This window comes from Pantoea sp. SIMBA_079, assembly GCF_046940275.1.
In the GTDB taxonomy this organism is placed as follows: domain Bacteria; phylum Pseudomonadota; class Gammaproteobacteria; order Enterobacterales; family Enterobacteriaceae; genus Pantoea; species Pantoea borealis.
The window spans coordinates 142,979-156,971 of record NZ_JAWRYR010000005.1 but is presented as its reverse complement, the minus strand read 5'-3'; the positions used below and the strand labels follow the sequence as shown (position 1 = coordinate 156,971).

The following is a 13,993-nucleotide window of genomic DNA, read 5'->3' as shown; positions in this document are numbered from 1 at the left end:
AATCTGGCGAAAATCAGCACGCTACAGCAGGAGCTGCCCTGCTCTGGCCAGTACCTGGCTGCCGGAACGCGCCGTATTATCATAATTGTAAATATCTGTACGATATTGCGCCTGTCCGTCATCGCTGACCCAGGCGGTCAGATAGTAAAGATTTACCGGAATACGATGCCGAATCGGCACATAGCGCGTATCACCCTGTTTCAGCGTGCTGGAGATGCGGCTGTCGTTCCAGCCGGCGTCCTGCAGCAGCAGGTTAGCCAGATCGGACGCTTTATTCACGCGTACGCAGCCGGAGCTGAGCGCACGGATATCGCGCTGAAACAGACCATGATTAGGGGTATCGTGCAGATAGATGGCGTCTGAGCTCGGCATATTAAATTTATAGCGCCCCAGTGAATTGGTGGCGCCCGGCGCCTGACGGATGCGATACGGGAAACTGGCAGCAGAGACCATCTGCCAGTTGATCATGGTCGGATCGATCACTTCAGCGTCAGCGCTCCAGCCCGACAGCAGCGTATAGCCGTGCCGGTAGAGGTAACCGGGATCCTGCTTCACCTTCGGTACAATATCCTGACGCACCAGCGTGGTCGGCACGTTCCACGGTGGATTCAGCACCACATTGTTCAGCGCGCTGCGCATCAGCGGCGTTTTGCGATCGGGTCGCCCGACAATAACCCGCGATGAGAGCACCGTGCTGCCGTTGTTATAGTAGGTCAGGGAATAGTTGGGAATATTCACCATTATTCCGTTATGCATATCGTCCGGCAGCAGCCGCAGGCGCTGTATGTTCAGCGCCAGCAGTGAGGCGCGCATCTGCGGTGAGACATTCAGCCACTCGCGGGTGCGCGGACCAATTGCGCCGTCATCCGCCAGCCCCTGCCAGTGCTGAAAGCGCTTGACGCCTTCAACCAGTTCAGCGTCATAAACATTGCTGGCTGCAGGAGGCGTATTGGCCAGAATATTTCCTGCCGGCTGCGGCGCCGGCGTCGGGAGATCGGTCACGCTGGTGGCGGACGGACTCACTGCCACCGGCTGGTTGCTTTCACTGACCGGCACGGTGCCCGCCGGTACTGCATCCTCATCAGGCGCAGGGGTGGTGGTGTGACCGGATGCGGTCAGCATACCGGTTCGCTGGAGAATTTCCCGCAGCGCCGGCACATCATCGCTGACCTGCCCCGGACGCAGCGTCGCTTTATCGCGCAGCTGCGGCCAGGGACGGTTATCTGTCAGCAGCGTCTTCAGCGCCGCATGCATCGGCTGATACTGCGGATGCTGCGGCTGCAGTGAGGCCACAAACGCGCGGCTGCCGCCTGCGTTGACCGCGTTCTGCCACTGATTGATCGCTGACAGCGACGGCATGGTGAGCCGGTAGGGCACATTGCTGTAAAGCCAGGTTTCACCCTGCGCCGGTACGCCCGCCACAAACTGCAGGTAACCCAGCATGGCATCGCTCAGCACCACGTCGCGCGCAAAGCCTTTAATGTCCGGATCGGTCAGCCGCTCAACCCAGCGGCTGAACTGTGGCTGCACGCCTGAAAGCGCGACCTCAGCCAGCTGCTGCTGAAACGCCTGTACCGCATCGCGGTCCTGCCAGAGCGGCGCCATTCCGCGCGCTGCATAAAGACCCGCCAGACCCGGCAGGTAAAAAGGGCGATCGCTGGCACTGAATGCCTGCAGGATCTGCTGCTGGCTGGCCGCCACTGACGTGGTGCCGTGCCCGCCGGCTGTCATGCTGGCGGTTTGTGCAGCCTGCCCTGAGGCCAGCGGCACGCCTGCCAGCACAACGCTAAACACCAGCGCCATGCGATTAAATCTGAACATTTTACTCAGCAACATCCCTGCCCCCTTGTTACCTGAGACGCAGCCTGCCCTGTGCGCTGCGTACAACCTGACTTTCATGATGAGTATATAAAGAAAAAACGGCATTCGCCTCTCAGGGCCAATGCCGTTTACAGATTAACGCTGGTTGCGCGGTTTAACCAGACAGGCGCTTAGCTATTTTGCGTTTCCAGCCCCAGCTCGCTTTGCGCCGTTTTTACCGGTGCCGGATCGGCGGAAAAACCGCGCAGACCTACCACGTGGACATGCTCCGTATTGTTAAATACTTTACGAACCAGTTTGTACGTGGTGCCCTTTTCCGGACTGATATTTTCCGGGGCGGCGATCACCAGCTGCATCTCCAGGCGCTCACAGAGTTCAAACAGCGTCGCGATTGAGCGGGCATCCAGACGCGCCGCTTCATCAAGGAACAGCAGGCGGCACGGTGAGATATCTTTGCCGCGCAGACGACGCGACTCCTCTTCCCAGCTCTGCACCACCATTACCAGAATCGACATCCCGGTACCAATCGCCTCGCCGGTTGAGAGCGCCCCGCTTTCCGCACGCAGCCAGCCGTCAGAACCCCGGTTTACCTCCACTTCCATCTCCAGATAGTTGCGGTAATCCAGCAGCTCCTCACCAATGGTCTGCGGCGTACGCTGGCCCATATCGATCTGCGGATTAAGACGCTGATAGAGTTTGGCCAGCGCTTCTGAGAATGTCAGCCGGTTACTGGTAAAGAGATCCTGATGCTGCTCGTGCTCTTCGGAGAGCGTGTCCAGCAGCGTGGCGTGCGTTTCGCGTACGTTGACGTTAAGCCGCACGCTTTTCACCTGACCAAAACTCACCGTCTGCAGCCCCTGGTTAAGCTGCCGGATGCGGTTCTGTTCGCGCTGAATAGTCTTGCGAATAATGTTGGCCGCACTGCGTGAGCTGATCGCCAGCGTCTGCTCACGCGCCGTCAGCTCTTCGGTCAGACGGTTGAGTTCAATCTCCATCTGCTCAATCGCCTCGACCGGATCGTCGGTGCGGATAATATCCTGACGGATACGTTCGCGCAGATGCTGATAGACGGCGATAAAGAACTGAATTTTACGCTCCGGACGTTTGGGATCTTCTGACATACGCAGAACATCACGCAGGTGCTCATTATCCGCCACCGCAAGACGCAGCGCGCCCAGGGCTTTATCGGACATCGAGCGCAGCTCGTCACCGCTCATATAGGCCAGCTCGCGCCGGTGCAGCCGTCGCTCCACGCCGTTGTCTTTCACCAGACGCAGCACGGAGCACCAGCCCGCTTTGGCACTGACCACCTGCTCACGCAGTATGCGGTAATCGCGTTCCAGCTTACGCAGCTTTTTCTGCAGGCTGTCCATTTCTGCTTCGCAGAACGTCAGCTGTTTTTCCAGCTGGTTACGCCGGGCGCGGTTATGACTGAGCGCGGTATAGAGCTCATCGCGCCGGATACGCGCCCGCTCTTCCGCGCTGGCATCGGCGTGAACGCCGATATCCTGCATCTCCTGCTGCAGCTCTTTCAGCATGTCGCGTTTGGCATCGTGCGAACTGCGCAGCGAGGCCAGCACCTGCGAGTATTGCGTCAGCTGCGCCTGATGTTCACGCAGGCGTTCACGGGCGCGGCTGCGCTCGCCTTCAGCCTGCTCCAGACGCTGCCGCAGCTTCTCAGAGAGATCGCTGTTGCCGGTCAGCATACCGGCTGAGTCGGCATAGCTGAAGTGGGCGCGGCGCTGTACCACTTCCGTCAGCGCAAACGCCTGCTGGCGTGCACTGAGCTGCTGCGCCTGCGCCTGCTGGTAGTCGCGCTGCAGCTGGTCGTGCTGCTGCGGATCGTTCTGCAGCACCGCCACCAGCGACTCCAGCTTGCTGAGTTTGCTGCCGTGCTGGTGCAGGAAGCGTGCCGCCTCCTGCGCCTCTTCGACCCGCTCGCGGATCTCTTCGCAGCGATCCGGCAGGGTGTCATCCAGCAGCAGGTTTACGCGCGGCAGCAGGCGGTTAAGCTGGGCGACGCCGTCGCGCGCCTGTTCAAACTGCGCGCGCTGCTGCTGATTATTACTCTCATGCTGCGCCAGCCCGCGCTCCAGCTCACTGCGCCGGCTATTAAGCTGACGGATTTGCGCTTCCGGATCGTCATCAAACGCAACTGCCAGATGGCTGCCGATAAAGCGGCTGAAAGACTGATGCAGACGCTGCGTTTTCTGTACGTCAAAAGAGAGCGTCGCGTAGCGTTCTGCCAGCCTGTCGCGTTCAATACCCAGCAGTTCAAGCTGATTTTCACGCGCGGCACGGCCAAACAGCGGCACCTTAGGAAAACGCGAATAGCGCCACTGACGCTCTGCGACTTTCACCACAACGGCCTTATCCAGCTCCTCTACGCTGAATACGCTGTCATCAAAGGATTGCGGATCGCCTTCAATCAGATAGAGATCTTCCGGGCACTCTTCCAGCCCTTCCAGCTGCTCGCGTATCAGCGCGAGATCCGGCACCACGATGGCGTGGCGCGAAGGCCCATAGAGCGCAGAGAAATAGGGTGCATCGTCCAGCGTGACATCGTCATAAATTTCTGACAGCAGCACGCCGCCAAACCGTTCTGCCAGCTGAGTGAGACGCGCATCTTCCGCGCCGCCAGGCTGACTGAGGCGTTCAATCTGCTGTTCAATCTCGCGTTTACGCGCCGCAACTTCATCGCGCTCGACGGTGGTTTCACGCTCGCGCTCCAGCAGCTGCTGCATAAAGGCGGTCACCTGCTGACTGCTGCTCAGCTGCTCACCGGTCTGTTCACTGAGCTGCGTCAGGATCTCCTGAGCGGCCAGCCAGTGCGGTGCGCGGGCCGTCAGCGTTGCGATACGTTCGCGCAGCTGCTCAAGCTCCTGACGCATCTGCATACGCTGTTCACCAGCTTCTGCAACGGTCGCGCTAAGCTGCTCAATCTGCGCTTCCAGTTCGCGCTGAAGCCCTTCCAGCGCGTCTGCTTCATAATGCTGGCCCTGACGCTTGCAGAACTCTGCCAGCAGGCGTTCAGCCTCATGCTGCTCGCGCAGGCGGCCTTCGGATTCGTTCAGGCGCAGGCGCAGTGACGCCAGCTGGTCAGCATAGTGGCGCTGATTCGCGGCGTCGCGCAGCAGCTGACGGCCCACCTGCCAGGCGTCCTGACGGCTGACATCACCGGCAATACTGGTCACCAGCGCCAGCGCCTGCTCAAACTGGCTGTGCGCGGCTTCCGCCATGCTCAGTTTCTGCTCCAGACGCAGCAGCTGGCTGGTCGCCTCTTCGTCGCGTGCCTGGAACGTCTCCAGCCAGTCAGCGGCGTTATCAATGGTCAGATCCGGCAGCTGACAGCGCGTACGCGCTTTTTCCAGCGCCTGCAGCGCCTGCTGATACTGAATAGAGCGCGTCTGCTGAACATCCAGCGCCTGCTGGAAATCAGCCAGCTGACTTTTCAGCTCATCCACTTCAATCTCTGCCGCTTCGGCGCGCGCCTCATTCTCTTCCTGAAGCTCACGCGCTTCAGCAACGACCTCATTTTGCTCTTCCAGCCGGTAGCTCAGCTCTTCCAGATCGGCATCATAACGCGCGATTTTCTCCTGCTGGCGCATCGCGGTCTGTACCAGATTGAGATGATCGCTGGCCGCCTGATAATCGATCTCCAGATCGCTTTCCGCGGCGCTGTGCTCAGCCAGCTCACGCGCCATTTCCACGTGACGATACTGCTCTGACACCAGCTGATTGCGGCTGCTGAACAGCTCATTACGCAGCTGCAGCGCCCCGTCCAGATGCACACGCCGTTCGTTTGCATGGCGCATATAGTCAGCTGAAACGTAGCTGGTTGCTTCGGAGATCAGATGTTTAAACAGATCGCGATCGGACTGGGTGACGCGAATCGCTTCCAGCGTCATGCGGTTTTCACGCAGTGCCGCTTCCATATCCTGAAACGCTTTACGCACGCCGCCGTTTTCCGGCAGCAGATAGTCACGCAGCGAACGGGTGATGGCGCTGGAGATACCGCCGTAGAGGGACGCCTCAATCAGCCGGTAGAATTTACTGCGATCGCTGGCAGAACGCAGGCGACGCGGCACCACGCCGAGTTCAAACAGCATCGCGTGATAGTCAGTAATGGAGTTGTACTGACGGAACTGCACCCCTTCCTGCGCCTCAACGCGATCTTTAACCTCGGTCAGCGGCAGCACGCGCGCCTGACGGCTGTTAAAAATCTCGGTCAGCATGTCTGTGGGCAGCGCATCGGCGGGCAGACCATGAATACTGAACGGTTTGATATCCACTTTCTTATCGCGTCCGGCAACCTGCTGCAGACGCACCCCGACCACAACGCGCTGGTGGCGTGAATTGACCACATCCAGCACCGAATAACAGACGCCGGCGCGCAGCTTGCCGTGAAGCCCCTTGTCGCGGGAGCCTGAAGTAGCACCCGCTTCCGTTGTATTACGGAAGTGCAGCAGGGTTAAATCGGGGATCATCGCCGTAACAAATGCGGCCATGGTGGTGGATTTACCGGCACCGTTACCGCCGGAAAGCGTGGTGACCAGCTCATCGAGATCAAAGGTGCGGGCAAAAAAGCCATTCCAGTTGATCAGTGTCAGCGAACGAAACTTACCGCGTTCAATCATGCCTGCTTCTCCTCCGCGTTATCGGTCGCATCACCTGTGTCCGCATGTTCATTCTCCTGATCCGCCTCATCGGCTGTAGCAGAAACGGCAGCCTCTTCGGGCGTCATCGCTTCACCGACCCGGATCAGACGCAGCTGCGCCTCGCGCGGATCGTCGCCGCTGCGGACGTCAGCACCAAAGCGAAAGACTGATTCCATAATGCGAAATTTGCTGCTGTCGTTACCCATAAACCACACCATCCCCAGGCGGCGCAGACGGCTCAGCGAGGCGCGCATCTTCTCCTGCAGACGGGTGCGATCGAGATCGGAACCGGTCGAACGCTGATTAACCAGCTTGAGCAGCTTGTGTTCATCCGCCAGCGACAGCAGCTCATCATAGAGCTCCTGCTGGGTAAAAATCCCCTCGTTTGCCAGGCGCTCCGGGCTGAGATAGAGATAACAGAGAATTTTGCCTACCATCATATCCAGCTCGGAGAGCACCGAGCGTGGAATCAGCGTGGTTGAGCGCGGCCGCAGATAGAAAAAGCCTTCTGGCGCGCGGATCAGCTCCACGTTATAGCGGGCATAAAACTCTTCGAGATAGTTTTGGTAATCCATCAGAAAAGCGTGATTATCCAGCTCTTCGATACCGATATGCCGGCCCGCGCGCAGCTGACTGTCGAGCGCCGGAAAAAGAGGGTTGGCCAGCGCCAGTGCCAGTTTAACCGGCATCACTTGTTCAATATTTGTCGATGACATGCGCCTGCACCTTGGCTCCGTAATCATTAATGGTCTGCCATTCTGCTGGCAAACCGGCTAAATCTGCTTCAGCAACGCCCAGCCGCACCGCCTGATCGATCACGATACGCGCCAGATCGAAATGGCGCGCACGCGGATATTGCGCAAGGTATTCACGCATGACGGTGGCAAGGTGCAGCGGTTTTTGCTCGCGGCGATACACAGCCAGCGCCTCTTCAATCATGGCGGCCAGCTGCTCGCGGATCTCATTAAACTCTTCATACTCCATTTCCGGCGGAAGCTCGCCCATGACCTCGTCGTTACGCAGCGTCATCTCTTCATCGCGCATATCGAGCAGGCGGTCAGCGCTGGCGTAAGTCAGCATCCACGGCCGATCAAAATAGTTCTGTACCGACTGACGCAGTCGCTGAGCAAAGACCCGGTTCTTATCCATATCAATCGCAGTACGGATAAACTTGTGTACGTGACGGTCATAGCCGATCCAGAGGTCAATCGCCTGCTGGCCCCAGCTGATGATGCGATCGAGTTTGTTCTGCAGGTCATAAACCAGTTTATCGACAAAGCCGAGATCGGGACTGCTCAGCGTGGCATCCTGAATGCGCAGCAGGTTTGCCTGCAGCTTATCGCCTGCGGCCTCCAGCGTATCCTGCAGTTCACGCAGCGTGCCGGAGGTTTCAGAGAGCAGCAGTTCACAGCTGGAGATCGCGGCGCGCCAGTCTTTATTGAGCAGCGCGGCAATATCATTTTTTACCGTCTGCTGCTGCTCATCCATCAGACGCTGCGTCATATCAATGCTGTCAAAAATCTCCGCAACGGAATATTTCAGCGGGGCAAATACGTTGCGGTGCCAGTGAAATTCATCACCATCTTCTTCAGCGGCATCCGCAGCGCGCTTCAGTTCCTGCCCCACAATTGAGAGCTGCATCGAGAGACGCAGCGTGGAGAATTCGCGCTGGCGGATATAGTAGTCAGTGATGCCAATTCCCAGCGGCGTCAGGCGGTAGATAGCGTGCCCTTCAGACACTTCGCTGGTAAACCGGTTAATCAGCCGCTGCCGGACCAGATCGTTAATCGCATTGTTCGCACGCACCTGTACGGTTTCATGCGTCTGTTCAAACGCTTTGCTGACATGACGAAACGCGTCAGTCAGTTCACCTTCACTCATCTCACCGTCCATGCGCTCACCGTTGAGGGTGGCAATGGCCAGCAAAAAGGCCAGACGTTCTACCGGCAGCGCAAGCGAAAAATCGTTTTTGCGTGCCCAGGCCACCAGTTCTGGCACCGTCTGGGAAAAATCGCTCATAGTTGATCCTTTTACCTGGGTTTGCGCGCCGTCACATGGATATAACGCCCTAAGCTTAAAAAGGGCTCCTGACGACAGTAGCGCCGCTCCATTTCAATAATCTCTTCCACGCTCTTACCTGCACCGGGCTGCGGCTTCATGTAGTCACTGAACACACGAATACCGGTGCGCTGTTCAATCACAAAACCGCACTGTGTCAGCCACTGATAAACATCCTGCGGCTCGCGCGGGAAATCGGGCGACAGGGTACGCTTTTTGCGTTTGGTCATGTTGGCGCGCAGGTAGCCGAAATTGCCCAGCGTAAGCGTGCGGAACGTCAGCCCGTGCGCGTTATAAAACATCAGTGAAAGTACGCCGCCCGGCTTCAGTGTCTGCCACAGCGCCTGCAGCACGGCCTGCGGATCGGCGACCCACTCCAGCACCGCGTGAAACAATACCAGATCGACTGGCGTATCCAAATGCTCGCCCACCTGCTGGGCGCTGATTTGCCGAAACTGCATGTTGTGACTGACGCCGGCTTCCTGCGCATGTGCCGCAGCCAGTTTCAGCATCTCAGCGGAGAGATCGCACAGCATAACCTGATGCCCGCGTGCAGCGAGTCCGCTGGAGATTTGCCCCACGCCGCCGCCGGCATCCAGTACTGACAGCGGCCCGGCAGGCAGCGACGGCAGCAGCGCCTCCAGCTCATCCCACAGGATGGCCTGGCGCACCAGCCCTTTGCGGGTACCGTAAATGTTTTGCGAGAATTTATCCGCCAGATCGTCGAAATTACGATCCTGCATGGTGTGCGCTCCGGTTTGCGGCAGTTAACTTGTGCTATTTTGTCACAGGCTCACCAGGAATGAACCTTTCACGCTGCAGTAACTGTCTGGCTGCTGTTTTTTCAGACAAAAGGAGTAAAAAAGGATGTTATTTGCCTTAAAAAAAATCATCGGCGGTTTGCTTCTGCCTTTGCCGCTGCTGTTACTGCTCATGGGTGCCGGACTTTTACTGCTCTGGCTTACGCGCTGGCAGAAAAGCGCCAAAGTTTTACTCTCTGTCAGCTGGCTGCTGCTGCTGTTGCTGAGCCTGCAGCCGGTGGCCGATCGTTTGCTGCTGCCGCTGGAAAACCGCTACCCGACGTGGAACGGCATGGCGCCGGTGGCCTGGATTGTGGTGCTGGGCGGCGGCTATACCTGGAACCCTGACTGGGCACCAGGCTCTAACCTGATAGGCAACAGCCTGCCGCGCGTGACCGAGGGCGTGAGGCAGTGGCGACGTAATCCGCAGGCAAAGATGATCTTTACCGGTGCAGCGGCGGGCCGGAATCCGCGCAGCAACGCAGCGGTTGCTGCCGATGTCGCGATAAGTCTCGGCGTGCCGCGTAACGCCATCATTACGCTTGATTCGCCGAAAGATACCGCCGAAGAGGCGCAGGCAGTGAAACACATTACGGGCAGCAGCGCATTTCTGCTGGTCACCTCTGCAAATCATCTGCCGCGCGCGATGGCTTTTTTCCACCACGCCGGGCTGGCACCGATTCCGGCGCCGGCCAATCAGATGGCGATCGTCTCGCCGCTTAACAGCTGGGAGCGCGCGCTGCCCTCGCCACTCTGGCTGAGCCACAGTGAACGGGCCATCTATGAGACGCTGGGACAGATCTGGCAGCACCTGCGCGGTCAGTCGGGCAGCCGTGACGACGCTGCACCCTGATTTCTGAAAGAGAAAGTATCAGACAGAGCCAGCGGCGTTGCGCCTGCTGGCCTGATAGTGAGATTAGCGCTGCATCGCCGCGCGGACGCGCGCCAGATCGTCTGGTGTATCCACGCCCACGCTCGGAACCGTTGTGGCAACGGCCACATGGATTTTTTCGCCATACCAGAGCACGCGCAGCTGCTCCAGTAGTTCAATCTGCTCCAGCGCACAGGGCTGCCAGGCAACGTAACGGCGAATAAAGCCGGCGCGATAGGCATAAATGCCAATATGACGCAGCAGCGTATCCCCTGCATGCTCACGCGACTGCGCATACCGCTCGCGATCCCAGGGAATGGTGGCACGCGAGAAATAGAGCGCATAGCCCTGCTGGTCGGTCACTACTTTAACCGCGTTCGGGTTAAACGCCTCATCGGCATCAGCGATCGGCACCGCCAGCGTAGCCATACCGGCCTCTGCCGCAGCGAGGTTCTCTGCCACCTGACGTACGATCCCGGCCGGGATCATCGGTTCATCACCCTGTACGTTAACAATGATAGTGTCATCGTCAAAGTTGCAGGCTTCAATGACCTCCGCCAGCCGCTCGGTACCGGACTGATGATCGGCCCGCGTCATACAGACCTCCCCGCCGGCCGCAGTCACTGCCGCAGCTACTTCAGGATGATCGGTCGCGACAATCACGCGATCGGCTCCTGACTCCCGTGCGCGCTCCATAACGTGCACGACCATGGGCTTACCATGAATATCGACCAGCGGTTTACCCGGCAGACGCGTTGAGGCGTAGCGCGCCGGAATAATGGCAACAAAACTCATGGATGGATCTCTTCAGCCGTCAGCGTCCGCGCTTCGGTTTCCAGCAGCACCGGAATGCCATCCCGGACCGGGAATGCCAGTCCGTCAGGTTTGCAGATAAGTTCCTGCTGCGCCTTATTGAAGTAGAGCTTTCCGTTACACACCGGACAGGCCACAATCTCAAGTAAACGGTGATCCATATTTTTCTCCTTTCAGGATCGGGGTCAGATAGCCAGCATACCATAGCGGTTGCCAGACACTATTACGCGCCGCGGCCCAGCCGGGTGATATCGTCAAGCAGCGGTGCCAGCGCCGCGCCGGAAAGCTGCGCCTCTACCGGCAGATACCACCAGTTGTCGCGCGCAAATCCACGGCACTTCACCGCATCTTTCTCGGTCATCAGCAGACACTGTCCGCTCAGCGTCAGGCCGGCAAGCTCTGGCTCGCTGTAAGCGTGATGATCGGCAAACGCGATCTCCGCCACTGTTTTAACGCCCTGCTGCTGCAGCGTGGCGAAAAAGCGCGGTGGATGACCGATGCCGGCCATCGCCACGATCTCTGGCAATGCACTCAGCGCAGCGGTTTCGCCTGATAACAGATTCACCGCCAGCCCCGGCTGCAGCGTCATGGCAATTTCCGTCCCGGTTGCGTGGCCGCCATTAACGATCACCGCATCCACCTGCTGCAGCCGGTGCGCCCGCTCACGCATGGGTCCGGCGGGTAACCACCAGCCGTTGCCAAAGCGGCGCATACCATCCACCACCACAATTTCGCGATCGCGCTGCAGCGCATAGTGCTGCAGACCATCATCTGTAATGATGATATCCAGCGAATGCGCCGTCAGCAGCGCTTCAATGGCCTGACGGCGCCGGGGCGCTACGGCCACCGGTACGCCGGTGCGCTGCGCAATCAGTACGGGTTCATCCCCTGCTTCTGCCGTTGAGGTTTTCTCTGTTACCAGCAGCGGATAGTGTGCCGCTTTACCGCCGTAACCGCGTGACACCACACCCGGACGCAGACCGCGCGCCTGCAGCGCTTCCACCAGCCAGATCACTACCGGCGTTTTGCCGTTGCCCCCTGCCGTCAGGTTGCCTACCACAATCACCGGACGCGGTGCCCGCCAGCTTTTTTGCCAGCCACGCTGATAGCTCAGGCGAATCAGCCAGGTGATGGCACCATACAGCAGACTGAATGGCCATAAAAGCAGCCACAGCGGCGAGCGCCCGCTCCAGATGCGTTCAATCATTGACCGAACTGTAACTTATGCAGCTGCGCATAAGCCCCTTTCTCTGCCAGCAGCAGTTCGTGCGTACCGCGTTCAACAATACGGCCATCTTCGACCACAACGATCTCATCCGCTTTTTCAATCGTAGAGAGGCGGTGTGCAATTACCAGCGAGGTCCGGTTTTTCTGCAGCTCATCCAGCGCCGACTGAATGGCGCGTTCTGACTCCGTATCCAGCGCAGATGTCGCCTCATCCAGAATCAGAATCGGGCAGTCACGCAGCAGCGCGCGCGCAATCGCAATACGCTGGCGCTGACCGCCTGAAAGCAGCACGCCGTTTTCACCAATCACCGTATCCAGGCCTTTATCCATTTTGTTAATGAAGTCCATGGCATGCGCCATGGTGGCGGCCTGTTCAATCTGTGCCCGGCTATAGTCACCGTTGCGCGCATAAGCAATGTTGTTCGCGATGGTGTCATTAAACAGATGCACATTCTGCGATACCAGCGCCACCTGATTACGCAGCGAGCGCAGGGTGTATTCGCGCAGATCGTGCCCATCCAGCAGAATTTCGCCGGAATCGATATCATAAAAGCGCGTCAGCAGGCTGGCCATGGTGGATTTACCCGAGCCGGAACGGCCCACCAGTGCGACCGTTTTACCCGCTGGCAGCGTCAGGTTGATATCACGCAGCGCCGGGATCTCACGCCCCGGGTAGGTAAAGGTCACGTTGCGGAACTCAACGTCGCCTTTAGCCCGCTCAATCGTGCGCGTGCCGTTATCCACTTCCTGCTCACTGTCGAGGATGGAGAACAGCGTCTGGCAGGCTGCCATACCGCGCTGGAACTGAGCGTTGACGTTCGTCAGCGATTTCAGCGGCCGCATCAGGGCAATCATCGAAGAGAAAACCACGGTAATGGTCCCGGCGGTCAGCGTTTCCATCACGCTGGGAAAACTGGCGGCATAGAGCACAAATGCCAGCGCCAGGGAGGCGATAAGCTGGATCACCGGATCGGAGATGGAGGAGGCAGATACCAGCTTCATTCCCTGCTGACGCATTTTGTTGCTGACCTGAGAGAAACGTTCCGCTTCCACTTCCTGACCGCCAAAAATCAGCACTTCTTTATGCCCTTTCAGCATCTGTTCTGCGCTGGTAGTGACCTGGCCCATGGTGTTCTGCATGTTTCGGCTGATGTTGCGAAAGCGCTTTGAAACGGTGCGGATAGCGAACGAGACCAGCGGTGCCAGCAGGATCAAAATCAGTGAGAGCTGCCAGCTGTAGTAGAACATCATGATAAACAGGCCGATGATCGAGGCGCCTTCGCGCACCACGGTTACCAGGGCACTGGATGAGGAGGAAGCCACCTGTTCTGAGTCATAGGTGATACGCGACAATAGCGTGCCGGTGGACTGCTGATCAAAGAATGCCACCGGCATTCCCATCATGTGCCCGAACAGACGGCGACGCATATTCATCACTACATTACCGGAGACCCAGGAGATGCAGTAGCTGGAGATATAGCTGGTGACGCCACGTATCAGCATCAGGCCCATAACAGCCAGTGGCATCCACAACAGAACAGATTTGTCCGCTTTACCGAAACCATCATCCAGTAAAGGTTTCAACAGGGAGAGCATTAGGGTGTCGCCTGCCGCATTAAGCACCAGTGCCACGGCGGAGACGATAAGGCCAGCTTTATGCGGCGCAATCATTGGCCAGAGCCGGCGGAATGTCTGCCAGGTTGAGAGATCTTTGTCTTGATGCATTATTTATTCACGCTGTTTGA

Annotated in this window: 10 protein-coding genes; 1 reads left to right on the top strand and 9 read right to left on the bottom strand. The window is 58.4% G+C overall.

What is annotated here, in order from left to right; translation table 11 throughout:
* Window positions 1–21 precede the first annotated feature (21 nt).
* From ldtD to cmoM, 5 genes are all read right to left on the bottom strand, one after another.
* A complete protein-coding gene (gene ldtD, locus SB719_RS09765; RefSeq protein ID WP_065649688.1) occupies window positions 22–1,836 on the bottom strand; it encodes a L,D-transpeptidase in 1,815 nt (604 codons plus the stop codon).
* A 155-nt stretch (window positions 1,837–1,991) separates the two neighbouring features.
* Complete coding sequence (gene mukB / locus SB719_RS09760; RefSeq protein ID WP_412159175.1) at window positions 1,992–6,458, bottom strand: chromosome partition protein MukB; 4,467 nt, start codon at window positions 6,456–6,458, stop codon at window positions 1,992–1,994.
* Window positions 6,455–7,195 (bottom strand): chromosome partition protein MukE, encoded by a 741-nt coding sequence (gene mukE, locus SB719_RS09755; RefSeq protein WP_065649690.1) that lies wholly within the window; start codon window positions 7,193–7,195, stop codon window positions 6,455–6,457. Before mukE ends, mukB begins: the two co-directional genes overlap by 4 nt.
* On the bottom strand, window positions 7,176–8,498 hold the full coding sequence (gene mukF / locus SB719_RS09750) for a chromosome partition protein MukF (RefSeq protein WP_065649691.1): 1,323 nt from the start codon (window positions 8,496–8,498) through the stop codon (window positions 7,176–7,178). Before mukF ends, mukE begins: the two co-directional genes overlap by 20 nt.
* An 11-nt stretch (window positions 8,499–8,509) precedes the next feature.
* Complete coding sequence (gene cmoM / locus SB719_RS09745) at window positions 8,510–9,280, bottom strand: tRNA uridine 5-oxyacetic acid(34) methyltransferase CmoM (protein WP_292972261.1); 771 nt, start codon at window positions 9,278–9,280, stop codon at window positions 8,510–8,512.
* Window positions 9,281–9,404: 124 nt separating this feature from the next.
* On the opposite strand from cmoM, the gene elyC reads away from it, so the two are divergent.
* Window positions 9,405–10,190 carry an envelope biogenesis factor ElyC gene (gene elyC, locus SB719_RS09740; protein ID WP_304233548.1) on the top strand — a complete coding sequence of 262 codons (786 nt, stop codon included), beginning with the start codon at window positions 9,405–9,407 and terminating at the stop codon, window positions 10,188–10,190.
* Between the two features lie 63 nt (window positions 10,191–10,253).
* Here the strand turns inward: elyC and kdsB are convergent, their stop codons facing one another.
* The 4 genes from kdsB to msbA form a co-directional block, all read right to left on the bottom strand.
* Window positions 10,254–11,003 carry a 3-deoxy-manno-octulosonate cytidylyltransferase gene (gene kdsB, locus SB719_RS09735; protein ID WP_304233550.1) on the bottom strand — a complete coding sequence of 250 codons (750 nt, stop codon included), beginning with the start codon at window positions 11,001–11,003 and terminating at the stop codon, window positions 10,254–10,256.
* Window positions 11,000–11,182, bottom strand: a complete 183-nt coding sequence (locus SB719_RS09730) for a Trm112 family protein (RefSeq protein ID WP_039383570.1) — start codon at window positions 11,180–11,182, stop codon at window positions 11,000–11,002. The genes kdsB and SB719_RS09730 overlap by 4 nt, the downstream gene beginning before the upstream one ends.
* Window positions 11,183–11,244: 62 nt before the next feature.
* A complete protein-coding gene (gene lpxK / locus SB719_RS09725; protein ID WP_304233554.1) occupies window positions 11,245–12,228 on the bottom strand; it encodes a tetraacyldisaccharide 4'-kinase in 984 nt (327 codons plus the stop codon).
* Window positions 12,225–13,973, bottom strand: coding sequence for a lipid A ABC transporter ATP-binding protein/permease MsbA (gene msbA / locus SB719_RS09720; RefSeq protein WP_065649696.1), 1,749 nt, complete (start codon window positions 13,971–13,973; stop codon window positions 12,225–12,227). The genes lpxK and msbA overlap by 4 nt, the downstream gene beginning before the upstream one ends.
* Window positions 13,974–13,993: the final 20 nt, after the last annotated feature.